This is a genomic window from Stenotrophomonas sp. SMYL89, assembly GCF_036319985.1.
In the GTDB taxonomy this organism is placed as follows: Bacteria; Pseudomonadota; Gammaproteobacteria; order Xanthomonadales; family Xanthomonadaceae; genus Stenotrophomonas; species Stenotrophomonas maltophilia_Q.
In genome coordinates this window covers 264658-286071 of sequence record NZ_JAWIRW010000004.1, presented here as the reverse complement: position 1 = coordinate 286071, position 21414 = coordinate 264658, and the positions used below count along the sequence as shown (strand labels likewise).

The following is a 21414-nucleotide window of genomic DNA, read 5'->3' as shown; positions in this document are numbered from 1 at the left end:
CTAAAGGGCTGCGGCAAGCAGGCGCGTCCCAGACGCCGTGTCCTTACAACCGTTTCATCCCAATCATCGAGCCGGGGGCGTAGGCCACCGGTGGCAGGAGTCAACATGCAAGCTTCGATCGAATCCACCGGCAATCTGGAACGCCGCCTGAGCTTCTCGCTGCCGGAAGAGCGTCTGCAGAGCCACATCGTCGGCCGCCTGGGCGAAATCGCCCGTACCACCCGCATCAAGGGCTTCCGCCCGGGCAAGGTGCCGGCCAAGGTGATCGAGCAGCGCTTCGGCGCGCAGGTCCGTGGCGAGGCGCTGGACGGCCTGCTGCGCGAAACCTTCGACGCGGCCGTGCGCGAGCACGACCTGCGCATCGTCGGCAGCCCGCGCATCGACAAGGGCGACGAGGGTGAGTTCTCCTTCGTGGCCACCGTGGAAGTGGTGCCGGACTTCGGCGACATCGACGTCAGCAAGCTGACCGTGGTGCGCCACAGCGCCGAGATCACCGACGCCGACATCGACCAGATGATCGAGAACCTGCAGAACCAGCGTCGTACCTGGGCCCCGGTCAGCCGTGGCGCGCAGGACGGTGACCTGGTCGCGGTGGAAACCTGGTCGCAGGCCGGCGAAGAGCGCCTGCCGGCCGAAGGCACCGAGAAGGGTTCGATCGTGCTCGGCCAGGGCATGATGTTCGAAACCATCGAAAAGGGCCTGGTCGGCCTGGCCAAGGGTGAAGAGAAGACCCTGGACGTCGAGTTCCCGGCTGACTGGCGCGTGCCGGTGCTGGCCGGCAAGACCGTGCAGGTCACCGTCAAGGTTGCCGAAGTCTCCGAGCCGGTCGTGCCGGCGGTCGACGAAGCCTTCATCAAGAGCTTCGGCGTGAAGGGTGGCGATGTGGAGCAGTTCCGCAGCGACATCCGCGCCAACCTGGAGCGCGAGCTGAAGGGCGCCCTGATGAACCGCCTGCGCCGCGAAGTGGGCGAGCAGCTGATCGCCGCCTATTCCTCGGTGGAAATGCCGCCGCGCCTGGTCGAGAACGAAGCCCGCGCCATGCTGGCCCAGCAGGTCGAGCAGATCCGCCGCAACGGCCAGAACGTCGGCGAGATCCCGGCCGACGCCCACGAAGGCTTCAAGGACGCCGCCGCCAAGCGCGTGCTGGTCGGCCTGCTGGTCGGTGAAGTGGCCCGCATCAACGACCTGCGCCTGGAAGCCAAGCGCCTGAACGAAACGATGCGTCTGATCGCTTCGACCTACGAAGAGCCGGACCAGGTCATTGAGATGTACCGCAACGACCCCCAGCTGATGTCTGGCCTGCAGAACCGTGTGATGGAAGAGCAGGTGATCGACTGGATCGCCGAGCGTGCCCAGCACACCGAAGAGAAGCTGTCGTTCCAGGACGCGATCCGCCAGTAAGCCCGGGCGGATCACCGGATGCCCCGCGCCTTTGCCGGCGCGGGGTTGTAGCCCCCCAAGATAGGTACCTCACGTAATGGACAACCGAACCAAAGCCCTGAACCTGGTTCCGATGGTGGTCGAGCAGACCAGCCGCGGCGAGCGTGCCTACGACATCTATTCGCGCCTGTTGAAGGAGCGCCTGATCTTCCTCGTGGGCCCGATCGACGATCACATGGCCAACGTGGTGGTGGCGCAGTTGCTGTTCCTGGAATCGGAAAACCCGGAAAAGGACATCAACATCTACATCAACTCGCCGGGTGGCGTGGTCACCGCCGGCATGGCGATCTACGACACCATGCAGTACATCAAGCCGAATGTGAGCACCACCTGCATCGGCCAGGCCGCCTCGATGGGCGCCCTGCTGCTGGCCGCGGGTGAAGCCGGCAAGCGCTATGCGCTGCCGAACTCGCGCGTGATGATCCACCAGCCGCTGGGCGGCTACCAGGGCCAGGCCACCGACATCGACATCCACGCGCGTGAGATCCTGACCCTGCGTTCGCGCCTGAACGAGGTGCTGGCCAAGCACACCGGCCAGTCGCTGGAGACGATCGCCCGCGATACCGAGCGCGACAACTTCAAGAGCGCCTTCGAGGCGCAGGCCTACGGTCTGGTCGACCAGGTCCTGGAGCGTCGTCCGGATGAGTCGATCCAGGCCGGCTGACCGGCCTTCACGGGGCCATGGAGGCCCCGTTCCTGCAGGGTCGGGCGGGACTGGTGTCCCCTCGGCCCTGTGCTATTCTCGAATCGAACCCCCGTTCAGCGGGTGGGGTAACTGGGTAAGCGAAGCATGAGCGAAGACCGCCAAGGTCGTTCCACGGACACCGGCAAGATCCTCTACTGCTCTTTCTGCGGCAAGAGCCAGCATGAAGTGCGCAAGCTGATTGCGGGTCCGAGCGTGTTCATCTGCGATGAGTGCGTGGAGCTGTGCAACGACATCATCCGCGAGGAGCTTGAGGAAAAGGCGCAGTCGGCGCGCAGTTCGCTGCCGAAGCCGCGCGAGATCCTCGAGGTGCTCGACCAGTACGTGATCGGCCAGAACCGCGCCAAGCGCACCCTGGCCGTGGCCGTGTACAACCACTACAAGCGCATCGAGAGCCGGCAGAAGAACGACGACGTCGAACTGGCGAAGTCGAACATCCTGCTGGTCGGCCCGACCGGTTCGGGCAAGACCCTGCTGGCCGAGACCCTGGCCCGCCTGCTCAACGTGCCGTTCACCATGGCCGACGCCACCACGCTGACCGAAGCCGGTTACGTGGGCGAGGATGTGGAGAACATCATCCAGAAGCTGCTGCAGAAGTGCGACTACGACGTCGAGAAGGCGCAGCAGGGCATCGTCTACATCGATGAAATCGACAAGATCTCGCGCAAGAGCGAGAACCCGTCGATCACCCGCGATGTGTCCGGCGAAGGCGTGCAGCAGGCCCTGCTGAAGCTGATCGAAGGCACCGTGGCCAGCGTTCCGCCGCAGGGCGGCCGCAAGCATCCTCAGCAGGAATTCCTGCAGGTGGACACCAAGAACATCCTGTTCATCTGCGGCGGCGCGTTCGCCGGGCTGGACAAGGTGATCCAGGCCCGTTCCACCGACGTCGGCAGCATCGGCTTCGGCGCCAAGGTGAAGAGCAGCGAGCGCAAGCAGGAAGTGGGCAAGGTGCTGGCCGAAGTCGAGCCGGAAGACCTGATCAAGTTCGGCCTGATCCCCGAGTTCGTCGGTCGCCTGCCGGTGGTGGCGACCCTGGAGGAGCTGGACGAGCCGGCCCTGATCAAGATCCTGACCGAGCCGAAGAACGCCATCACCAAGCAGTTCAAGAAGCTGTTCGAGATGGAGAACGTCGAGCTGGAGTTCCGTCCGGACGCGTTGTCGGCCATTGCCCGCAAGGCGCTCAAGCGCAAGACCGGTGCCCGTGGCCTGCGCACCATCGTCGAATCGGTCCTGCTGGACACCATGTACGACCTGCCGTCGCAGGAAAACGTCAGCAAGGTGGTGGTGGACGAGTCGGTGATCGAGCACAAGTCCGAGCCGTACCTGATCTACCAGACCCCGGCGGCCCCTGAACAGAAGGCCGCAGGCGCCGAGTGATCCTTCCAGGTTGTTGATTGGAAAGGATTTTCAAGGAATGCCTTGCATCTGAAAGCCGATGGCCCCATAACGGGGCCATCGGCTTTTTTTGTCTCCGGAAGATGCCCTCCCGGAGGCGGTTTTCCCCTTCCCTGGAGCCCCCATGGCCCGTTCCCCAAGTGAAACCCTCGACCTGCCGGTCCTGCCGCTGCGCGACGTAGTGGTGTTCCCGCACATGGTCATCCCGCTGTTCGTCGGCCGTGACAAGTCCATGCACGCGCTCGAACAGGCAATGGAATCGGACAAGCGCATCCTGCTGCTGGCGCAGAAGTCGGCCGAGACCGATGACCCGCATGCGGCCGACCTCTACCAGGTCGGTACGCTGGCGCAGGTGCTGCAGCTGCTGAAGCTGCCCGACGGCACCATCAAGGTGCTGGTCGAAGGCCTGTCGCGCGTGCAGGTCACCCACGTCGACGAGCGCAACGGCTCGCTGCACGGGCAGGCGGTGGAAATCGACGCCACCGACGAGCGCGAAGCGCGCGAGGTCGAGGCGATCGCCCGCTCGCTGATGTCGCTGTTCGAGCAGTACGTCAAGACCAACCGCAAGCTGCCGCCGGAACTGCTGCAGACGCTGTCGGGCATCGATGAGCCGGCGCGCCTGGCCGACACCATCGCCGCGCACATCAGCGTGCGCCTGGCCGACAAGCAGCGCCTGCTGGAAACGCTGGCCGTAGGCGACCGCCTGGAGATGCTGGTCGGCCTGGTCGACGGCGAGATCGACGTGCAGCAGATGGAGAAGCGCATCCGCGGCCGCGTGAAGTCGCAGATGGAGAAGAGCCAGCGCGAGTACTACCTCAACGAACAGATGAAGGCCATCCAGAAGGAACTGGGTGACCTGGACGACGCACCGGGCGAGCTGGAAGAGTTGGCCCGCAAGATCGCCGAAGCCGGCATGCCGAAGGCCGTTGAAGCCAAGGCGCGCAACGAACTGAACAAGCTCAAGCAGATGTCGCCGATGTCCGCCGAAGCGGCCGTCGTGCGCAACTACCTGGAGTGGTTGCTGGGCGTGCCGTGGAAGAAGCGCAGCAAGGTGCGCAAGGACCTCAAGGCCGCGCAGGACACCCTGGACGCCGATCACTACGGCCTGGAGAAGGTCAAGGAACGCATCCTTGAATACTTGGCGGTGCAGTCGCGCGTGAAGCAGATGAAGGGCCCGATCCTGTGCCTGGTCGGGCCGCCGGGCGTGGGCAAGACCTCGCTGGGCCAGTCCATCGCCAAGGCCACCAACCGCAAGTTCGTGCGCATGTCGCTGGGCGGCGTGCGCGACGAGGCGGAGATCCGTGGTCACCGTCGTACCTACGTCGGTTCGATGCCGGGCCGCATCGTGCAGAACCTCAACAAGGTCGGCAGCAAGAACCCGCTGTTCGTGCTCGACGAGATCGACAAGATGTCGATGGACTTCCGTGGCGATCCGTCCTCGGCGCTGCTGGAAGTGCTCGACCCGGAACAGAACAACGCCTTCAACGACCACTACCTGGAAGTGGACCTGGACCTGTCCGAAGTGATGTTCGTGGCCACCTCGAACTCGCTCAACATTCCGGGCCCGCTGCTGGACCGCATGGAAGTGATCCGCATCCCCGGCTACACCGAGGATGAGAAGCTCAACATCGCCACCCGTTATCTGGTGCCCAAGCAGATCAAGGCCAACGGCCTGCAGCCGGAAGAGCTGGAGATCGGCAGCGATGCCATCCAGGACATCGTGCGCTACTACACGCGCGAATCGGGCGTGCGCAACCTGGAACGCGAGATCGCCAAGATCTGCCGCAAGGTAGTGAAGGAGATCGCGCTGGCCGGCCCGCAGCCGGCGGCGAAGGCGAAGAAGGGTGCGAAGAAGAAGGCGCTGGTGAGCGTGTCCAGCAAGAACCTGGACAAATACCTGGGCGTGCGTCGCTTCGACTTCGGCCGTGCCGAGGAAGAGAACGAGATCGGCCTGGTCACCGGCCTGGCCTGGACCGAGGTCGGCGGCGATCTGCTGCAGATCGAATCGACGCTGGTGCCGGGCAAGGGCCAGCTGATCCTGACCGGCCAGCTCGGCAACGTGATGAAGGAATCGGCGTCGGCGGCACTGTCGGTGGTGCGTTCGCGCGCGGTCGGCTTCGGCATCGACAGCGACTTCCTGCAGAAGCATGACGTGCACCTGCACGTGCCGGATGGTGCCACGCCGAAGGACGGCCCAAGTGCCGGCGCGGCGATGGTGACCTCGCTGGTGTCGATGCTGACCAAGGTGCCGGTGCGTGCCGATGTTGCGATGACCGGCGAGATCACCCTGCGTGGTCGCGTCACCGCGATCGGTGGCCTGAAGGAAAAGCTGCTGGCGGCACTGCGTGGTGGCATCCGCACGGTCATCATCCCGGAAGAGAACCGCAAGGACCTGGCCGACATTCCGGCCAACGTCACCCGCGATCTGAAGATCGTGCCGGTGAAGTACATCGAAGAAGTCCTGGACCTGGCGCTGGAGCGTCCGTTGGCACCGAAGAGGGCGCGCAAGAGTGCGCAGCGTGTCACGGTGCGCAGCAAGGCCAAACCGAGTGGAAGCGCGCGCGTCAAGCATTGATGCGCGCTGTCCAATGGCCCGAAACCCGCGTCGTTGCTGGCTTTCCAGCTTGCGTGGGGGTAGGGCCACTGGTATAAAAGCAGCACTCGCGAATGAGTGATCGCTGTCAGCGATGACTGAATCGGCGAACCGTTTCCACATGGCGGCCGCATGCAGAAGGCATGCGGTTGCTTCCCTGTCGAATAAGCGGAACCCACCGCCAAAGGAGTTGTAGAGAATGAACAAGACCGAATTGATCGATGCCGTTGCTGAAGCTGCCGACCTGACCAAGGCCGAGTCCAGCCGCGCTGTCGATGCCGTCGTTGCTGCCGTCACCAAGGCGCTGAAGGACGGCGATGCGGTCACCCTGGTTGGCTTCGGTACCTTCCAGGTCCGCGACCGTGCTGCACGCACCGGCCGCAACCCGAAGACCGGCGACACCATCAAGATCGCTGCTTCGAAGAATCCGTCGTTCAAGGCTGGTAAGGCCCTGAAGGATGCTGTAAACTAAGCGGCTCGCTGGGGTGCTTAGCTCAGCGGTAGAGCGTCTCCTTTACACGGAGAGGGTCGGGGGTTCGAAACCCTCAGCACCCACCACAGCACCGCGGTAAAAGTTTGAGTGTGGAGCGGTAGTTCAGCTGGTTAGAATGCTGGCCTGTCACGCCGGAGGTCGCGGGTTCGAGTCCCGTCCGCTCCGCCATTCAACGAGGCCTCCGGCCAAAAGCTGGAGGCTTTGTTTTCTTCCCGGTCCAGGCTGGTTGGAAAGCAAAAAAAAGCAACAATGCGGAGCGGTAGTTCAGCTGGTTAGAATGCTGGCCTGTCACGCCGGAGGTCGCGGGTTCGAGTCCCGTCCGCTCCGCCACTACATCGAGGCCCCCGGCCTGAAGCCGGGGGCCTTGTCTTCTCCCCGGAAGGTTAGGGAAGAAGGCGAAAAGGTTTTTGCAAGAACGGAGCGGTAGTTCAGCTGGTTAGAATGCTGGCCTGTCACGCCGGAGGTCGCGGGTTCGAGTCCCGTCCGCTCCGCCATTGCAGAATTCTTAAGTCCCTGTGAAAAAACTTTGAAAAAAGTGTTCATCGGGCTGGGTTTCCAGGGAGTCTTCGGATATACTGGGCGCCTGCAAAGTTTCAGCGCGGAGCGGTAGTTCAGCTGGTTAGAATGCTGGCCTGTCACGCCGGAGGTCGCGGGTTCGAGTCCCGTCCGCTCCGCCAACTTTAAAAGCCCTCGGCGCAAGCCGGGGGCTTTTTCTTTGTGTCGTCGCGAAGCGGTGCGCAGGCCACGCCGGTGCTGCTTTTGGTCCCTGCGGCGAAGCGGGTTACACTGCCGGGCTCGCCAATCAGGCCTTGTGATTCCTCACCATGCTGCAGAAACTCCGCGACAAGACCTCAGGCTGGATCGTCACCGTGATCCTGGGGCTGCTGATGATTCCGTTCCTGTTCGTGATCGACAACAGCTACCTGGGTGGCGTTGGCGCACAGAACGTGGCCAAGGTTTCCGCGCCCCCGACCTGGTGGCGTTCGGCACCGTCGTGGTGGCCGGTGCGCATGCTGTGGCAGCACCATGAGATCAGCGCGCAGGATTTCCGCACCCGCTTCGAGCAGGAGCGCATGCGTGAGCGCCAGCAGCAGGGCGAGAACTTCGACCCGCGCGCGTTCGAGAGCACCCAGAACAAGCTGGCCGTGCTCGACCAGCTGATCGACGAGCAGGTCGTGCGCCTGGTCGGCGAGCAGGCCGGCGTGGTGATCGGCGATGGCGCGGTGCGCGAGTACATCGCCACCATCCCGGCCTTCCTCGATTCGAACGGCAAGTTCAACGAGAACAACTACCGCCTGGCGCTGGCCGGTGGCAATCCGCCGCGTACCCCGACCCAGTTCCAGGAACTGGTGCGTGAGAGCCTGCAGCAGTCGGTGATTCCGTCGGGCCTGCAGAACTCCGGCTTCGTTACCCAGTCCGAGACCGAGCGCCTGCTGAAGCTGCTGGGCGAAACCCGCGACGTCGAACTGGCCGCGCTGCCGGAAGTGCCGGCCGATACCGCGCCGGTGACCGATGCGCAGATCAAGCAGTGGTACGACAGCCACGGCAAGGACTTCCGCCAGGCCGAGAGCGTCTCGCTGGAGTACGTCGAGATCAATGGCGCGAACCTGCCGGCACCGACCGCAGCCGATGAAGCCACCCTGCGCAAGCGCTATGAAGACGAGAAGGCGAAGTTCACCACGCCGGAGCAGCGCCAGGCCTCGCATATCCTGATCACCGGCGACGGTGCCGAAGCCAAGGCGAACAAGATTGCCGCCGAAGCCAAGGCCGCCGGCGCCGACTTCGCTGCACTGGCCAAGGCCAACTCGGAAGACCCGGGTTCGAAGGGGCAGGGGGGGGACCTGGGTTGGGTGGAACGCGGCGCGATGGTCAAGCCGTTTGAAGATGCGCTGTTCGCCGCCAAGGCCGGTGACGTGATTGGTCCGGTCAAGACCGAATTCGGCTATCACATCATCAAGGTTGCCGCGGTCCGTGGTGGCCAGGGCAAGTCCTTCGAGGAAGTGCGTGACACGCTGGCTGCCGAGCAGCTGAAGGCCGATGGCGAGCGCGGCTTCAACGAACTGGCCGGCCGTCTGGTCGACGCCATCAACAAGAGCCCGAGCGATCTGGCTGCTGCGGCCAAGGAAGTGAACCTGCCGCTGCAGACCCTGGGCCCGATCACCCGCGCCACCGCCAGTGGCATCGCCGCTGACCCGGCCGTGCTGCGTGCCGCGTTCTCCGACGTGCTGGTGCAGGACGGGACCGCCAGCGACCCGATCGCTCTGGGCGGCGCGACCAACCACAGCGTGGTCATCCGCGTGGCCGCGCACACCCCGGAACAGGCCATGCCGCTGGACAAGGCCCGCGAGCAGGTGATCGCCGCGATCCGTGCCGACCGCCAGCGCCAGGCCAGCGACAAGGCAGCCGATGCCGTGCTGGCCAAGCTGAAGGCGGGCGCCACCCTGCAGTCGCTGGCGGCCAGCGAGAAGCTGCAGCTGAGCCCGATGCCGGGCCTGCCGCGCAGCCAGCCGGTGCCGACCCCGGAAATCAACCGCGCGATCTTCAGCGCGCCGGTGCCGGCCGAGGGCAAGCCAAGCTACGGCAAGGTCGACGTCAACGGCCACGCGCTGCTGTTCGCGGTGAACAAGGTGAACCCGGGCGACGTGAAGGAAGTGACCGCCGAGCAGCAGAAGCAGCTGAAGGACCAGCTGAGCCAGATCGATGGCATGGCTGCGGCCAAGGCCTACGTCGAGGCGATGCGCAAGAAGTTCGTGATCCAGACCACCGAAGCGAACCTGTAAGCCTCGCGGTGGACAGGACGAGAAAGGCCCGGCAATGCCGGGCCTTTTTTATTGGGAGCGATGCTGGAAATTGAACTGTAGAGCCGAGCCTACGCTCGGCTTGTCATGAACCCCGACACGTCGCAGGCAAGAAAAAAGCCGAGCATGGGCTCGGCTACATGGGGAGGCGCTTGGCCTGCGCGTCAGTCCTCCACGCGCAGTACCGCGCCAGGCTTCAGCACGCTGCTGCCGCTCAGGCCGTTCAGCGACAGCAGGGCCTTCACCGGCATGCCGTAGCGGCGGGCGATGGTCCAGGCCGACTCGCCATCACGCACGGTGTGGCGGCGACTGCGCGGACGGTCGGCGATCGCGGCGACGGTCCTGCTGGCCTGCGGCGCGGGTACAGCGGCCGCCACCGGTGCGGCGCTGGCGACCAGCGTGGTCGCTGCCTCCGTTACCGTCGCATTTGCGGCCGAGACCGGTGCCAGCACGCGGGTGGTGCCCGAGGGGCGGCCACCGGAGGCCAGGGCCGGGTTGAGGCGGGCGATCCTGGCCGGGTCCAGGGCGCGCTGTGCGGCCCACTGCTGCACGCTGGTGCCCGCGGGCAGGGTGTGGTCCTTCAGCACCGGCACGGTGCGGTCCAGCGAGGCCATCACGCCAGGCTGGTCTTCCACGTCTTCCAGCACGCACGCCAGGGCATGCAGCTTCTCGACGTAGGCATGGGTGACCGGCGACAGGCCGGGCAACGCCGAAGGCTTGGCGTTCTGCGCGTTCATGCCAGCCTTGCGCATGGACTGCAGCACGCGGTACTCGCCGGCGTTGTAGGCCATGGTGGCCAAGCGCCAGTCGCCGCCGAACATGCCGTGCAGGGTCTTCAGGTAGCGCACTGCGGCCTGGGTCGAATCGACCGCCGACAGGCGGCCGTCATAGCCATTGGTCATCGGCACGCGGTGGTTGCGCGCGGTGGTGGCGATGAACTGCCACAGCCCGGTCGGGCCGCTGCCGTTGCGGGCATTGGGCCGGTAGCCGCTTTCCACGAAAGGAATCAGCGCGAACTCGGTGGGCAGGTCGGCCTTGCGCAGCTCTTCGACCACGTAGCCGAACAGCACCAGCGCATCGTCATCCTGGTTGGCCAGGCGCGAGGGGGCGTGGGCGAACTGCTTCTGCCAGCGCGGGCTGGTGGCCTCGGCGTCGCAGCTGGGTTCGGCCAGGCCATCGCGGAAGCTGGTGAAGATCTCCTGGCCGTTGCGCACCGAGGCCGCTGGCAGCGAGGACGGATCCAGTGGCAGGGCCGCGGCAGCGGTCAGGTTCTGGCTGATGCCGGCGCCCAGCGACTGTGCGCCCGCGGTTCCGGCCAGCCCCAGGGCAAGGCCCAGGGCCAGCGGCAGACTTCGGCGCATCATGCGCGGAAGCCGTCTTTCCAATGCCGGAGACCGGCCATCACGTCGACGTCGTCAACGACGTCACGGCCCAGGTGTGCCGACACCGACGCACGGATGGGCGCCGCGTGCACACGCAGGAAGGGATTGCAGTCGAACTCGTTGGCCAGGGTTACCGGCAGGGTGGAACGGTCATCGCGGCGCATGGCCAAAGCCTCCTCTTGGCGCTGCCACAGGGCAGCGTTGGCGGGGTCGACATGCCGCGCGAAGACGGCATTTGACACGGTGTACTCGTGGGCGCAACAAAGCAGCAGTTGCGCGGGCAAGGTACCCAGCTTGCGCATCGATGCCAGCAGCTGGGACGGCGTACCTTCGAACAGACGTCCACAGCCCAGGCTGAACAAAGAATCTCCACTGAAAAGATGTTCAGCAGTGTGAAACGCGATGTGGCTGCGGGTATGCCCGGGCACGGATAGTACGTGGAACGTCCGGCCCAGTGCCTGAACGCGTTCACCTTCGCCGACCCGCTCGGTCGCCGTGGGAATGCGCTCTTCGACCGGCGCGATCACCCGCGCATCGGGAAAACGTGCTTTCAGGGCAGGCACGCCACCGATGTGGTCGTCGTGGTGGTGGGTGAGCAGGATCGTATCCACGCGCAGGCCCTGATCGGCCAGCGCGAGCACCGGCGCGGCGTCGCCGGGGTCAACGACCACGGCGGCACCCTCGTCGTCGATCAGCGTCCAGATGTAGTTATCCGCAAATGCGGGCAGGGCAGTCAGTCGCATAGAATTGGACCATGCCCGCGCTGCAGAGCACCCGTCAAGCGAGCCAGACCCCGTGGTTCGACAGTGAGCCGGCGGCGGCCCTGCGCGTTCTGGAACGGCAGTTGCTGCTTCCGCAGCTGTCGGTGCTGCCCGCGCAACCCTGGTTGTGGATCGCACCGAGTGCGGCCTGGCTGGAGGATGCGCAGCTGGGTGGGCGCGGCCTGCGCCTGTACCGGCAGGGGCCGGGCTATGGCGGCGATACCCGCTGCGGGCTGCCCTTGCCCCTGGCCAACGAGAGCGTCAATGCGATCGTGCTGCAGCATGTCACCACAGGCGATGCCGACCAGCTGCTCGACGAGTGCGAGCGCGTATTGATGCCGGGCGGGCATTTGTGGCTGAGCAGCCTCAATCCGTTCAGCCCGTACCGCACGCACTGGCGGCAGCATGGGCTGGTGGTGCGTACGCCGCAGCGGATCCGCCTGCTGCTCGGCCGCCATGGCCTGGAGTGCGACGATATGCGCTACCTCGGCCCGCTCTGGCGCGGTGCCGGCAGCCGTCGTGCGGGGGGCTGGGCGCCATTGCGCGCGGCCTGCCTGTTCCATGCGGAAAAACGCACGCTGGCCCTGCCCGGGCCGAAACCGTTGCCGGTGCGCTGGCACGGCACCGTTGCTACCTGATTCTGGAGCTGTATTGAAAACCATCGAAATCCACACCGACGGATCCTGCCTCGGCAATCCCGGCCCCGGCGGCTGGGCCGCGTTGCTGCGCTACAAGGGCCACGAGCGCGAGCTCAGTGGCGGTGAGGCGCACACCACCAACAACCGGATGGAGCTGATGGCGGCCATTTCCGGGCTGGAGACGCTGACCGAGCCGTGCAACATCGTGCTCTACACCGACTCGCAGTACGTGCGGCAGGGCCTGACCCAGTGGATGCCCGGCTGGATCCGCAAGAACTGGAAGACTGCCGGCGGTGATCCGGTGAAGAACCGCGAGCTGTGGGAGCGCCTGCACGCGGCCACGCTGCGGCACCAGATCGACTGGCGCTGGGTGAAGGGGCACTCCGGCGACCCGGACAATGAGCGGGTGGATACCCTGGCCCGCAACGCGGCGATCCAGGTCCGCGACGCCAGCCCGGTAAACTGAGCCCATGCGTCAGATCATCCTCGATACCGAAACCACCGGCCTGGAGTGGAAGAAGGGCAACCGCATCGTCGAAATCGGCTGCGTGGAGCTGTTCAAGCGCCGCCCGACCGGCAACAACTACCACCAGTACATCAAGCCGGACTGCGAGTTCGAACAGGGCGCGCAGGAAGTCACCGGCCTGACCCTGGAGTTCCTCGATGACAAGCCTGAATTCGCGCAGATTGCCGATGAGTTCCTGGCGTTCATCGATGGCGCCGAGCTGATCATCCACAACGCGGCGTTCGACCTCGGCTTCCTCGACAACGAGTTGTCACTGCTGGGGCCGCAGTACGGAAAGATCACCGATCGCTGTACGGTGATCGATACCCTGGCGATGGCGCGTGAGCGCTTCCCGGGCCAGCGCAACTCGCTGGATGCGCTGTGCAAGCGGCTGGGCGTGGACAACTCGCACCGTGCGCTGCACGGTGGCCTGCTCGATGCGCAGATCCTGGGCGATGTCTATATCGCGCTGACCTCGGGCCAGGAAGAGATCGGCTTCGGCCTGGGCGATGAAGATGGCGGCGGCGCCGGCGCGGGGTTGCAGGCTTTCGATACCAGCAAGCTGCTGCCGCGTCCGCGCGTGGTGGCTACACCGTCGGAACTGGAAGCGCACACCGCGCGACTGGAGCGGCTGCGCAAGAAGGCCGGGCACGCACTGTGGGATGGCCCGAAGGTGGAAGAGCCCGCCAGCGCCTGATCATCCACGCATGGCGTGGATCTGCTGTAGAGCCGAGCCATGCTCGGCTCATGCGCGAGGCTCAGTGGCAGCGCACCAGGATCACGCTGATGTTGTCGCGGCCACCGCCGTCGAGTGCGGCGGCGACCAGCGTATCCACGCATTCCTGCGCGCTGGCATCTTCGAATGCCAGGGTGTGGGCGATGCCGCGGTCATCCACTTCCTCGGTGAGACCGTCACTGCACAGCAGCAGCTGCATGCCCGGGCGCAGCTCACCGCTGGTGGTGGCCACGTTCAGGTGGGCCGGATCAGTCACGCCCAGTGCCTGGGTGACCACGTTGCGGTGCGGATGCGCGCGGGCCTGCTCGGCGGTCAGGTTGCCCTGCGCGACCAGTTCCTGCACCACGCTGTGGTCCTGGCTGAGCTGCGCCAGCTGGCCGTCGCGCCACAGGTAGGCGCGGCTGTCGCCGACCCAGGCCACTTCATAGCGGTTGCCCTGCACACGCGCGGCGACCACGGTGGTACCCATCGGCAACGTGTCGTTGCGCCGGCGCGAGGCACGGATGATCTCTTCGTCGGCAGTGCGGATGGCCTGTGCCAGCGGTGCGCCGCGGCGGATCTCGCGCACGATGGTTTCGCGCGCCAGTGCACTGGCCACTTCGCCGCAGGCATGCCCGCCCATGCCATCGGCCACCAGCCACAGGGCCAGCTCGCTGTCACCGTAGTAGGTGTCCTCGTTGAGCTCGCGGCGCATGCCGGGGTGGGTGAGGTGTCCGAATTCGATCATGGTAGGCAGGGCGGGGTATTGCCGGGGGAGACAGGCATCATCGGGTGGCCGCAGGCATCCGGCAAGGCATGCGCCCAGGAAATTTACACTTCGTTGGCCAGAATCACTTGTCGTCGGCCTCACTTCCTCGTATGATGCGCGTCCCCGGTCCGCCGGGGACCACCCGGAGAGGTGGCAGAGTGGTTGAATGTACCTGACTCGAAATCAGGCAGGCGTTTATAGCGCCTCGGGGGTTCGAATCCCCCCCTCTCCGCCAGATAAAGAAAAAGGGCTGCCTTTCGGCAGCCCTTTTTCTTTATCTGGCGCGGGACGCGACGCGCGTTTCGCGCGTCGCCCCACACGTTGCTGCGCAACGCGTGGGCCCCTCCCTTTGCCTGCCTCTCCCCGCCCCTGTCGGGGCAGCCCCTCAACAGAGGGGCTTGTTCCACCCGACGATTCAATGTCACGCCTGTGGGCCATCCACGCATGGCGTGGATCTACCGGGAGGCGCATTCGCGTGGTGTGGGAGTGAAGGCCATCCAAGCACGCGATGGATCCACGCATGGCGTGCGAGGGGAGGCCATTCGCACAGAGTGGGGAACCATGCCCTGTGCGAATGGCGTGTGCTCAGAACGTGTAGCCCAGCCCCAGCTGGATGCCGTTCTGGGTCTGGCCGTCGCGACGTTCGCCCACGTAGTCGACCATCACCGACAGGCGCTTGCTGGCGCGGCTGGTGATGCCGAGGTTCCAGGCCAGCACCTGCTCGCCGACGGTCTGGCTGCTGGCACCGAACAGCAGGTCCGGGGCGGCGGTGAAGCCGTTGCTGTAGCGGGCCTGGGTATCGCCCAGCTCCTTCTGCCAGAGCACGCGGGCACGCGGGGTGATGCGCTCGCCGTTGTTGCCGTCGAAGGTCTTGAACAACTGCAGGCCTGCGCCCACGCGGATGCTCTCCAGGCTGCCACTGCGGCCGACCAGTGCGGCCGCATCCTGGCCTTCGTTGAAGCGCGTGGCCGAGGTGCGCGTGTAGTCGATCACCGGCAGCAGCGGCTGGATCACCACGCCGTTGCCGGTGGTGAACGAGAACGCATGCTCCACGCGTGCGGAAATCGCGTCGTTGCTGTACTTCGCACGCAGCGGTCCCTGCAGGCCTTCAATGCCCTCGATGCTGCGGCGGGTGTCGTGGCGCAGGTCGGTGTAGCGGACGGCGGCGGACAGATAACCGCGCGAATACACTGCATCCATGTAGGCGCCGACATCCAGCGCGCGGACATCACCGGTGAATCCTGCGCCTTCGCTGGCCTTGGTCGACATGTCGGCCGCGGCAAGGCTCACGCCCAGTGTCACACGGTCGTCTGCCAGGCGGGTATCGGCACCGAGCACGATGCCGCCGATGGTGTGGCTAAGGCCGGCGACGCCACCGTCAGCGTCGATCCGGCCGTGGCTGCCGAACCCCCGCGCCCAGAAGCTGTGGTTGCGTCCGGCGTCGCCCGCGTCACTGCCCGCATCTGCCGGTGCGACCAGGTGCATCGCCAGCTGGTTGAACAGGCGATTGCCGGTCATCGCCGATTGCGCCGAGGCCGCCTGCGCGGCCTGTGCCGCCAGGCCATCAGCATCGCCACCGCTGCGCGAAGCGGCCTGATGCTGCTGTACGACATTGCCGATGCTGCCGATCAATGCGTTGTCGGCCAGGCGCAGGCTGGCATGCGCGTCACCGCGCAGGGCTCCCGCCTGGCGCGTGATGTCATCGCGGTCAGCAAACTGCAGGGCGCCCAGCAGTCCGCTCATCGACGGCGTGCGCTGCGCGGCCGCCTGCTGCAGCGCGAGGCCCAGGCCGTCGCCGGATTGCGCATTGCCGAACAGCCGGGTGTCGTCGAAGGAGGGATTGGCGGTCAACCAGATGCCGCTGCCGGTCTGGTTGACCGCGAAGCTGAGCAGCGAATTGTGGCGGGGGCGGAACACCGCGCCGGGCGCGGTGAGGTCGACCGCGCTGCCGGCTTCGCCACTACGCTCGACGTACTGGAAACGCCCTTCGATGAAGTCCGACACCGGCGCTGCGCGGGTCAGGGTGTCGGGCGTAGCGGTGCGGCACCACAGGCCAGCGTACTCACCGTTCGACGGGCCGCAGGGGGCGACGGGCAGCTGCAGGGCGCTGGCATCCACCTGGGTCCCGACCAGGTGGTTCTGCTGCCCGGCCGGGAAGAACGCCTGCTTGACGTCCAGTGTCAGCCTGGCGCTGGGGGCAATGCTCAGCACGGCGCGGTTGATGTTGCCGAACAGGTTGTAGTCACCCGCCTGCGGGTCTTCATCGACCAGGAAGTAGCGGGCTTCTTCCAGCGTGAGTGCCGGCGCGGTGCGCTGGCTGTCGACCTGGAAGGCCAGGTTCGCGCCGTCCTTGAGGTTGATGTAGCGGCCCTTGCCGATCCGGAAGCGCTCGCTGGTGAACACGTCGTCGCCACCGGGCGCCAGCGCCTCCAGCGAGTACGGGCGCATGACGATGCCGGACGGTGCGAGCGTGCCGCCGTCGTTGATGTCGATCGTGGCGTTCAAGGAGCCGTTGCCGGTCAGCACGCCGCCGCGTTCGATCACGGTCAGGCTGCGCAGTGCGCCCCGCTGCAGTTCGATGCGTCCGCCATTGCGGGCGCCGATGGCTTCGGCGTGGTGGATCCAGCCATTCTGCTGCAGGCGCAGCGTGCCACCATCGGCCACTACATACTGCGCGGCTGAGGCGGAATCCAGCGACCAGACGCCGCCCTTGCCGATGCGGATCACACCGAAGGCGTCGTCCAGCCGGATGTCCGGGGCCGATTGCTGGAAGTAGCGCAGGTTGGCCAGCGCATTGGTGTAACGGCCGCGCACGGCCAGGTTCGGATTGAGGTCTCCGCTCACTTCCTTGTCGATGGAGAGCACGTCGCCGGGCTGGACGTAACCGGCTTCGGTAACGACGCGATCACTGTAGAAGGTCACGCCGGGATAGGCGGTGCAGTTGCCTGCCGCGCTCTGGTCGCGGGTGGGGCAGAAGCGCGTGGCCACGGCCGCCACGTTCGGGTCGAAGTAGCGCAGGAAGCCCGACTGCTGGGTCAGTTCATAGTGCGCCTGGACGATGCGCGCTTCGATGACCGCGAAGTCGGTCGGGCCGAACATGTCCTTGTAGTACTTGATGTACTTGTCCTGACCCGGGTACGGGGTAGGACCGTTCGGGCCGGATTCGCCATGGATGCCCAGCACCGTCTGCGTGTAGTTGCCGTGCGCCGGCAGCAGGCCGAACTGCGTCACCCTGCGCTTGACGCCGGCCACGAAGGCGTCGGCGCAGGCCGAGTAGCAGCCGCCGTCCAGTACGGTGTCCAGCCCATGCTGGCGGATGATGGCGCCCATGCCCACGCCACCGGAGGCGGCCCCGCCCGGCGAGTTGCGGAACACCACCTGGCGCAGCGGCGTACCACGGGCCTGCGCGGCCAGGACGTAGGCCTCCAGCGTCTGCGGATCGGTCGCCAGCACGTTGCCGGTGTAGTAGAGCGTGTCTCCATTCACATGGAAGGCACTGGCATGGGCCTGCGGCGCGGCAGCGATGCCGAGCAGTGCTGCAACAAGGGCGCTGCCGAGGACGGTGGCGCGACGGGCGGGGAGGGTGGGGTATCGATGCATGCGGAATTCCACGGAAAGGAGTGGAGGGCGGCAGGCGCCTCTCCAGACCGCTAACGCAGCTGCAGGGGTTTCTCCCCCAGTCATCGCGCTCGGGCGCCCATGCAGGCGCCGGGGCGGAGCATTCGTGCCGCGCGGGTTACCATGTGCGCATCACTTGCTGGAGCCTTCCCCCCATGAGCGCTGAAATCCTCGTCCCCGTGTCCTTCGGCGAGCTGCTGGACAAGATCTCGATCCTGCAGATCAAGTCCGAGCGCATCAGCGACGAGGGCAAGCTGGCCAACGTGCGCAGGGAGCTGTCGGCGCTGGAGCAGACCTGGATGGCGCACCCGGCGGCGGTGAAGGACATCGCCAAGCTGCGTGCCGAGCTGAAGGCGGTCAACGAGCAGCTGTGGGACATCGAGGACGACATCCGCCTGAAGGAGAAGGCGCAGGCGTTCGACCAGGGCTTTGTCGACCTGGCGCGCAGCGTCTACCTGCGCAACGATGAGCGTGCGCGGATCAAGAAGGCGATCAACCTGGCGCTGGGCTCGGCGTACGTGGAAGAGAAGTCCTACCAGGACTACGCGCAGCGCGGGTGAGGTGGATCCGCCGGGCGTGGCCCGGCGCTACCGATGATCCGTCGACTCAGGTGAGGTGGTCCGCTACGTAACGTTCGAATGCCGCGATGCCGTCTTCGACGGTGATCAGTTCCATCACATCGTCGAACTCGATCTTGGTGCCCCATTTCAGGTCGGCAGCCTGCTTGGCCAGATACTTGCGCGCGGCATCGTCGTAGCGATCCACGCAGTAGCGGCGGTCAGAGTACGGGCCGCTGCGGTTCGGGTTGCTGGCCGCATGCAGGCCCAGCACTTTGGCGCCCATCGCGTTGGCGATATGCATCGGGCCCGAGTCCGGGGTCATCACCAGGTTGGCGCGGGCGAGCAGGGCGGGCAGCTGCTTGAGCGTATCCTTGCCGACCAGGTCCAGCGCTGGCGTATGCAGTTGCGCCTGGATGGCATCGGCCATGCTGCGCTCCAGTTCGCTGCGGCCACCGCACAGCACCACCCGCCAACCGCGCTGTGCGGCGTGGTTGGCCACGGCTGCATAGCGGTCTGCGTACCAGTTGCGGCGCACGTGGCTGGAACAGGGCGAGATCATCAGCACCGGGCGGCCATCGTCCTGCCACTGCGCCGCAGCCCACTCGTACGCGGATTGCGGCACGGCCAGATCCCAGCTGACCTCGGTCTGGCGCAGGCCCAGCGGCTCGCAGAAGCTGCCGATGGCGTCCAGCACATGGATGCCGGGGCGGTCGGGGATGCGCTCGTTGATGAAGAGCCCGTGCAGGTCCTTGGAGCGGCTGCGGTCGTAGCCGATGCGGCGCTCGGCGGGAATGAAGGCCGACAGCAGGTTGGCGCGGAACGCCACCTGCATCTGCAGCAGCGCTTCAAAACGCCCCGGTGGCAGCTGTTTGCGCAGCTCCTTGACCCCTGCCATGCCGCTCTTCTTGTCGAAGGCGTGGAAGGTGACGCCGGGCAGGCCGTCGAGCAGTTTGTGGCCGACCTTGTCGATGATCCAGTGGATCGGCGTGTCCGGACGCGCAGCCTGCAGGGTGCGCACCAGGGGCACCACGTGGGTGACGTCGCCGAGTGCGGACAGGCGCAGGAGGCACAAGGAGGAGGACGCTGATGCCATGTGTTGTTAGACTCAATGAAATGGTCGCATTCGACGCCAATGAAGCGCTGACGCCATGCCGCGAGGGTCGCGGCATCGGGGCCATTCTGTTCGACCGCGAGCGGCTGCGGCAAGCCGAGGTTGGCCTGTTCTCGCCCCAGCACTGGGGCAGCAAGGCCCGGCCGGTCGGCGAGGGCGGTCGCGGCAGCGCCTGGTTCATTGATGCGCCGTTCGGCGCCAGCGTGCTGCGCCACTACCTGCGCGGCGGCCTGGCAGCGAAGATCAGCCATGACCAGTACCTCTGGCGCGGGTCGGACCGGACCCGGAGCTTTGCCGAATTCCGCCTGATGCGCGCCCTGCGCGAGAAGAAGCTGCCGGTGCCCCGGCCGATCGCCGCGTACTACATGCGCGAGGGCCTGCGTTACCGCGCCGCGATCCTGATGGAGCGGATCGAGGGCGTGCGCTCGCTGGCCGACCGCGCATTGGTTGCCGGCCGCGGCGCCCCGTGGGAGGAGACCGGGCGGTTGATCGCCCGCTTCCACCGTGCCGGCCTGGACCATGCCGACCTCAACGCGCACAACATCCTGTTCGATGGCAACGGCCACGGCTGGCTGATCGACTTCGACCGCGGGGTGATCCGCATACCGGCCACCGCCTGGCGCGAGCGCAACCTCAAGCGCCTGCTGCGTTCGCTGATCAAGCTGCGTGGCGAGCGCAGCGTGGAAGACGTGCATAAGGACTACGCGCGGCTGCGCCGCGCCTATGACATGGCCTGGAACCGGGGCACCTGATGGACTGGTCGTTGCGTTTCCTCGGCGTCGGCAATGCGTCGGCGGTCGAGCTGGGTTCGCCGATGTCGGTGATCGAGCGCGATGGCCGGCCGTGGCTGACCATCGATTGTGGCGGTGAAGGCCTGACCGCGTTCAAGGCCCACTACGGGCACATGCCGCAGGCGCTGTTCGTCACCCATGTGCACCTGGATCACGTGGCCGGTTTCGAGCGGCTGTTCGTGGATACCTTCTTCAGCACGCAGCGCCGCGGCAAGGTGCGCCTGTACGTGCCGGCCACGGTGGTGCCGCTGCTGCACAAGCGCATCGGCGACTATCCGAACGTGCTGGCCGAGGGCGGTGCCAACTTCTGGGATGCCTTCCAGCTGATCGTGGTGGGCGAGGCGTTCTGGCACGAGGGCGTGCGCCTGGAAGTCTTCCCGGTACGCCACCACTGGCCGGAGACGGCTTACGGCCTGCGCCTGCAGGGCGCGCTGACCTGGAGCGGTGACACCCGGCCGATTCCGGAGATGCTGGCCCGCTTCGCCAACGACAACGAGCTGATCGCCCACGACTGTGGCCTGCACGGCAACCCGTCGCATACCGGCGTGGACGACCTGGAACGTGAGTACAGCGCGGAACTGCAGGCACGGATGATGCTGTACCACTACGCCAGCGTGGCCGATGGTGCGGCGCTGGCCGCGCGCGGGCACCGTGTCGCACAGCCGGGGCAGTGCGTGCCGCTGGCCAGCCCGACCGCGCCGCACGTGCTGGCGCAGGACCCGCCGTGACGGACGTGGCCCAGCCTGCGGATGCAGCGCTGGCCGCCGGACTGGAACATCTGGAACGCGCACTGCACACCCCGCAGGTGCGCGGTGACCGTGCGCGTCTTGCGGCGCTGCTGGATGAGGATTTCAGCGAGATCGGCAGTTCCGGCCGCTGTTACGGCCGTGAAGCGGCGTTGGCGGAGATTCCGCTGGAGCGGGCGCAGGTGCAGATCGAATCGGAGCAGTACGCGGTCTCGCTGCTGACGCAGGACCTGGCCCAGGTGCGTTATCGCAGCCGCTATCACCTCGATGGCCAGCCGCAGGGCTGGGTGCTGCGCAGTTCGCTGTGGCGCAGGCACGCACAGGGGTGGCGGGTGGTGTTCCACCAGGGCACGCCCGAGGCACGGTAGCGCTGGGCCATGCCGGGCGAAGCATGTG

Annotated in this window: 18 protein-coding genes and 6 tRNA genes; 19 read left to right on the top strand and 5 right to left on the bottom strand. The window is 66.2% G+C overall.

Translation table 11 applies throughout. The annotated features are described in order from the left end of the window. Positions 1–105 precede the first annotated feature (105 nt). The 11 genes from tig (at position 106) to V3B41_RS07365 (ending at position 9404) form a co-directional block, all read left to right on the top strand. Entirely contained in the window at positions 106–1401 is a 1296-nt protein-coding gene (tig, locus tag V3B41_RS07415) for a trigger factor (protein WP_049426654.1), read from the top strand. A 76-nt stretch (positions 1402–1477) separates the two neighbouring features. Beyond that, positions 1478–2104, top strand: a complete 627-nt coding sequence (gene clpP / locus V3B41_RS07410; protein WP_004146318.1) for an ATP-dependent Clp endopeptidase proteolytic subunit ClpP — start codon at positions 1478–1480, stop codon at positions 2102–2104. A 126-nt stretch (positions 2105–2230) separates the two neighbouring features. Further along, positions 2231–3520, top strand: a complete 1290-nt coding sequence (gene clpX / locus V3B41_RS07405) for an ATP-dependent Clp protease ATP-binding subunit ClpX (protein ID WP_004154600.1) — start codon at positions 2231–2233, stop codon at positions 3518–3520. Between the two features lie 142 nt (positions 3521–3662). Next, a complete protein-coding gene (gene lon, locus V3B41_RS07400) occupies positions 3663–6113 on the top strand; it encodes an endopeptidase La (RefSeq protein ID WP_049426655.1) in 2451 nt (816 codons plus the stop codon). 217 nt (positions 6114–6330) lie between these two features. Next, positions 6331–6603, top strand: a complete 273-nt coding sequence (locus V3B41_RS07395) for an HU family DNA-binding protein (protein ID WP_004146343.1) — start codon at positions 6331–6333, stop codon at positions 6601–6603. 11 nt (positions 6604–6614) lie between these two features. Continuing rightward, positions 6615–6689: transfer RNA gene (locus tag V3B41_RS07390), tRNA-Val, on the top strand. A gap of 26 nt (positions 6690–6715) precedes the next feature. Continuing rightward, a tRNA-Asp gene (locus V3B41_RS07385) sits at positions 6716–6792 on the top strand. Between the two features lie 85 nt (positions 6793–6877). Continuing rightward, positions 6878–6954 (top strand) — tRNA-Asp (locus tag V3B41_RS07380). Positions 6955–7041: 87 nt separating this feature from the next. Beyond that, positions 7042–7118 (top strand) — tRNA-Asp (locus V3B41_RS07375). A 106-nt stretch (positions 7119–7224) separates the two neighbouring features. After that, a tRNA-Asp gene (locus V3B41_RS07370) sits at positions 7225–7301 on the top strand. A gap of 147 nt (positions 7302–7448) precedes the next feature. Beyond that, positions 7449–9404: a peptidyl-prolyl cis-trans isomerase gene (locus V3B41_RS07365; protein WP_197633207.1), complete on the top strand. Its 1956-nt coding sequence runs from the start codon at positions 7449–7451 to the stop codon at positions 9402–9404. Positions 9405–9586: 182 nt separating this feature from the next. Here the strand turns inward: V3B41_RS07365 and V3B41_RS07360 are convergent, their stop codons facing one another. Both V3B41_RS07360 and gloB read right to left on the bottom strand, forming a co-directional pair. Continuing rightward, entirely contained in the window at positions 9587–10786 is a 1200-nt protein-coding gene (locus V3B41_RS07360; RefSeq protein WP_049430235.1) for a lytic transglycosylase domain-containing protein, read from the bottom strand. Then, entirely contained in the window at positions 10783–11547 is a 765-nt protein-coding gene (gloB, locus tag V3B41_RS07355) for a hydroxyacylglutathione hydrolase (protein ID WP_049430232.1), read from the bottom strand. Before gloB ends, V3B41_RS07360 begins: the two co-directional genes overlap by 4 nt. An 11-nt stretch (positions 11548–11558) precedes the next feature. Between gloB and V3B41_RS07350 the strand changes: the two genes are divergently transcribed. Genes V3B41_RS07350 through dnaQ form a run of 3 tightly spaced genes read left to right on the top strand, consistent with a single transcriptional unit; the run spans position 11559 to position 13405 of the window. Then, complete coding sequence (locus V3B41_RS07350; RefSeq protein WP_049430230.1) at positions 11559–12203, top strand: hypothetical protein; 645 nt, start codon at positions 11559–11561, stop codon at positions 12201–12203. 13 nt (positions 12204–12216) lie between these two features. Next, complete coding sequence (rnhA, locus tag V3B41_RS07345) at positions 12217–12669, top strand: ribonuclease HI (protein ID WP_049430229.1); 453 nt, start codon at positions 12217–12219, stop codon at positions 12667–12669. Between the two features lie 4 nt (positions 12670–12673). After that, a complete protein-coding gene (dnaQ, locus tag V3B41_RS07340) occupies positions 12674–13405 on the top strand; it encodes a DNA polymerase III subunit epsilon (RefSeq protein ID WP_049430227.1) in 732 nt (243 codons plus the stop codon). Positions 13406–13466: 61 nt separating this feature from the next. Here dnaQ and V3B41_RS07335 read toward each other — a convergent pair whose 3' ends face one another. Then, positions 13467–14171 (bottom strand): protein phosphatase 2C domain-containing protein, encoded by a 705-nt coding sequence (locus V3B41_RS07335; RefSeq protein WP_049430225.1) that lies wholly within the window; start codon positions 14169–14171, stop codon positions 13467–13469. A gap of 165 nt (positions 14172–14336) precedes the next feature. Here V3B41_RS07335 and V3B41_RS07330 point away from each other — a divergent pair. Beyond that, a tRNA-Ser gene (locus tag V3B41_RS07330) sits at positions 14337–14427 on the top strand. A gap of 350 nt (positions 14428–14777) precedes the next feature. Here V3B41_RS07330 and V3B41_RS07325 read toward each other — a convergent pair. Then, entirely contained in the window at positions 14778–17792 is a 3015-nt protein-coding gene (locus V3B41_RS07325) for an autotransporter domain-containing protein (protein WP_329860578.1), read from the bottom strand. A gap of 173 nt (positions 17793–17965) precedes the next feature. On the opposite strand from V3B41_RS07325, the gene V3B41_RS07320 reads away from it, so the two are divergent. After that, positions 17966–18370 carry a DUF6165 family protein gene (locus tag V3B41_RS07320; RefSeq protein WP_049430220.1) on the top strand — a complete coding sequence of 135 codons (405 nt, stop codon included), beginning with the start codon at positions 17966–17968 and terminating at the stop codon, positions 18368–18370. 46 nt (positions 18371–18416) lie between these two features. Here the strand turns inward: V3B41_RS07320 and V3B41_RS07315 are convergent, their stop codons facing one another. Next, entirely contained in the window at positions 18417–19463 is a 1047-nt protein-coding gene (locus tag V3B41_RS07315) for a glycosyltransferase family 9 protein (RefSeq protein WP_049430218.1), read from the bottom strand. A gap of 20 nt (positions 19464–19483) precedes the next feature. On the opposite strand from V3B41_RS07315, the gene V3B41_RS07310 reads away from it, so the two are divergent. From V3B41_RS07310 to V3B41_RS07300, 3 genes are read left to right on the top strand one after another with little or no spacing between them, the layout of a single operon-like run. Next, complete coding sequence (locus V3B41_RS07310; RefSeq protein ID WP_049430215.1) at positions 19484–20233, top strand: 3-deoxy-D-manno-octulosonic acid kinase; 750 nt, start codon at positions 19484–19486, stop codon at positions 20231–20233. Continuing rightward, positions 20233–21000, top strand: coding sequence for an MBL fold metallo-hydrolase (locus V3B41_RS07305; protein ID WP_049430213.1), 768 nt, complete (start codon positions 20233–20235; stop codon positions 20998–21000). Before V3B41_RS07310 ends, V3B41_RS07305 begins: the two co-directional genes overlap by 1 nt. Next, positions 20997–21386: a nuclear transport factor 2 family protein gene (locus V3B41_RS07300; protein WP_049430211.1), complete on the top strand. Its 390-nt coding sequence runs from the start codon at positions 20997–20999 to the stop codon at positions 21384–21386. The genes V3B41_RS07305 and V3B41_RS07300 overlap by 4 nt, the downstream gene beginning before the upstream one ends. Positions 21387–21414 lie beyond the last annotated feature (28 nt).

What these genes read in the sequence shown, in the direction of transcription:
- tig (WP_049426654.1), top strand. Translation starts at nt 106, where the DNA reads ATGCAAGCTTCGATCGAATCCACCGGCAATCTGGAACGCCGCCTGAGC.
- clpP (WP_004146318.1), top strand. Translation starts at nt 1,478, where the DNA reads ATGGACAACCGAACCAAAGCCCTGAACCTGGTTCCGATGGTGGTCGAG.
- clpX (WP_004154600.1), top strand. Translation starts at nt 2,231, where the DNA reads ATGAGCGAAGACCGCCAAGGTCGTTCCACGGACACCGGCAAGATCCTC.
- lon (WP_049426655.1), top strand. Translation starts at nt 3,663, where the DNA reads ATGGCCCGTTCCCCAAGTGAAACCCTCGACCTGCCGGTCCTGCCGCTG.
- V3B41_RS07395 (WP_004146343.1), top strand. Translation starts at nt 6,331, where the DNA reads ATGAACAAGACCGAATTGATCGATGCCGTTGCTGAAGCTGCCGACCTG.
- V3B41_RS07365 (WP_197633207.1), top strand. Translation starts at nt 7,449, where the DNA reads ATGCTGCAGAAACTCCGCGACAAGACCTCAGGCTGGATCGTCACCGTG.
- V3B41_RS07360 (WP_049430235.1), bottom strand. Translation starts at nt 10,786, where the DNA reads ATGATGCGCCGAAGTCTGCCGCTGGCCCTGGGCCTTGCCCTGGGGCTG.
- gloB (WP_049430232.1), bottom strand. Translation starts at nt 11,547, where the DNA reads ATGCGACTGACTGCCCTGCCCGCATTTGCGGATAACTACATCTGGACG.
- V3B41_RS07350 (WP_049430230.1), top strand. Translation starts at nt 11,559, where the DNA reads ATGCCCGCGCTGCAGAGCACCCGTCAAGCGAGCCAGACCCCGTGGTTC.
- dnaQ (WP_049430227.1), top strand. Translation starts at nt 12,674, where the DNA reads ATGCGTCAGATCATCCTCGATACCGAAACCACCGGCCTGGAGTGGAAG.
- V3B41_RS07335 (WP_049430225.1), bottom strand. Translation starts at nt 14,171, where the DNA reads ATGATCGAATTCGGACACCTCACCCACCCCGGCATGCGCCGCGAGCTC.
- V3B41_RS07325 (WP_329860578.1), bottom strand. Translation starts at nt 17,792, where the DNA reads ATGCATCGATACCCCACCCTCCCCGCCCGTCGCGCCACCGTCCTCGGC.
- V3B41_RS07320 (WP_049430220.1), top strand. Translation starts at nt 17,966, where the DNA reads ATGAGCGCTGAAATCCTCGTCCCCGTGTCCTTCGGCGAGCTGCTGGAC.
- V3B41_RS07315 (WP_049430218.1), bottom strand. Translation starts at nt 19,463, where the DNA reads ATGGCATCAGCGTCCTCCTCCTTGTGCCTCCTGCGCCTGTCCGCACTC.
- V3B41_RS07310 (WP_049430215.1), top strand. Translation starts at nt 19,484, where the DNA reads ATGGTCGCATTCGACGCCAATGAAGCGCTGACGCCATGCCGCGAGGGT.
- V3B41_RS07305 (WP_049430213.1), top strand. Translation starts at nt 20,233, where the DNA reads ATGGACTGGTCGTTGCGTTTCCTCGGCGTCGGCAATGCGTCGGCGGTC.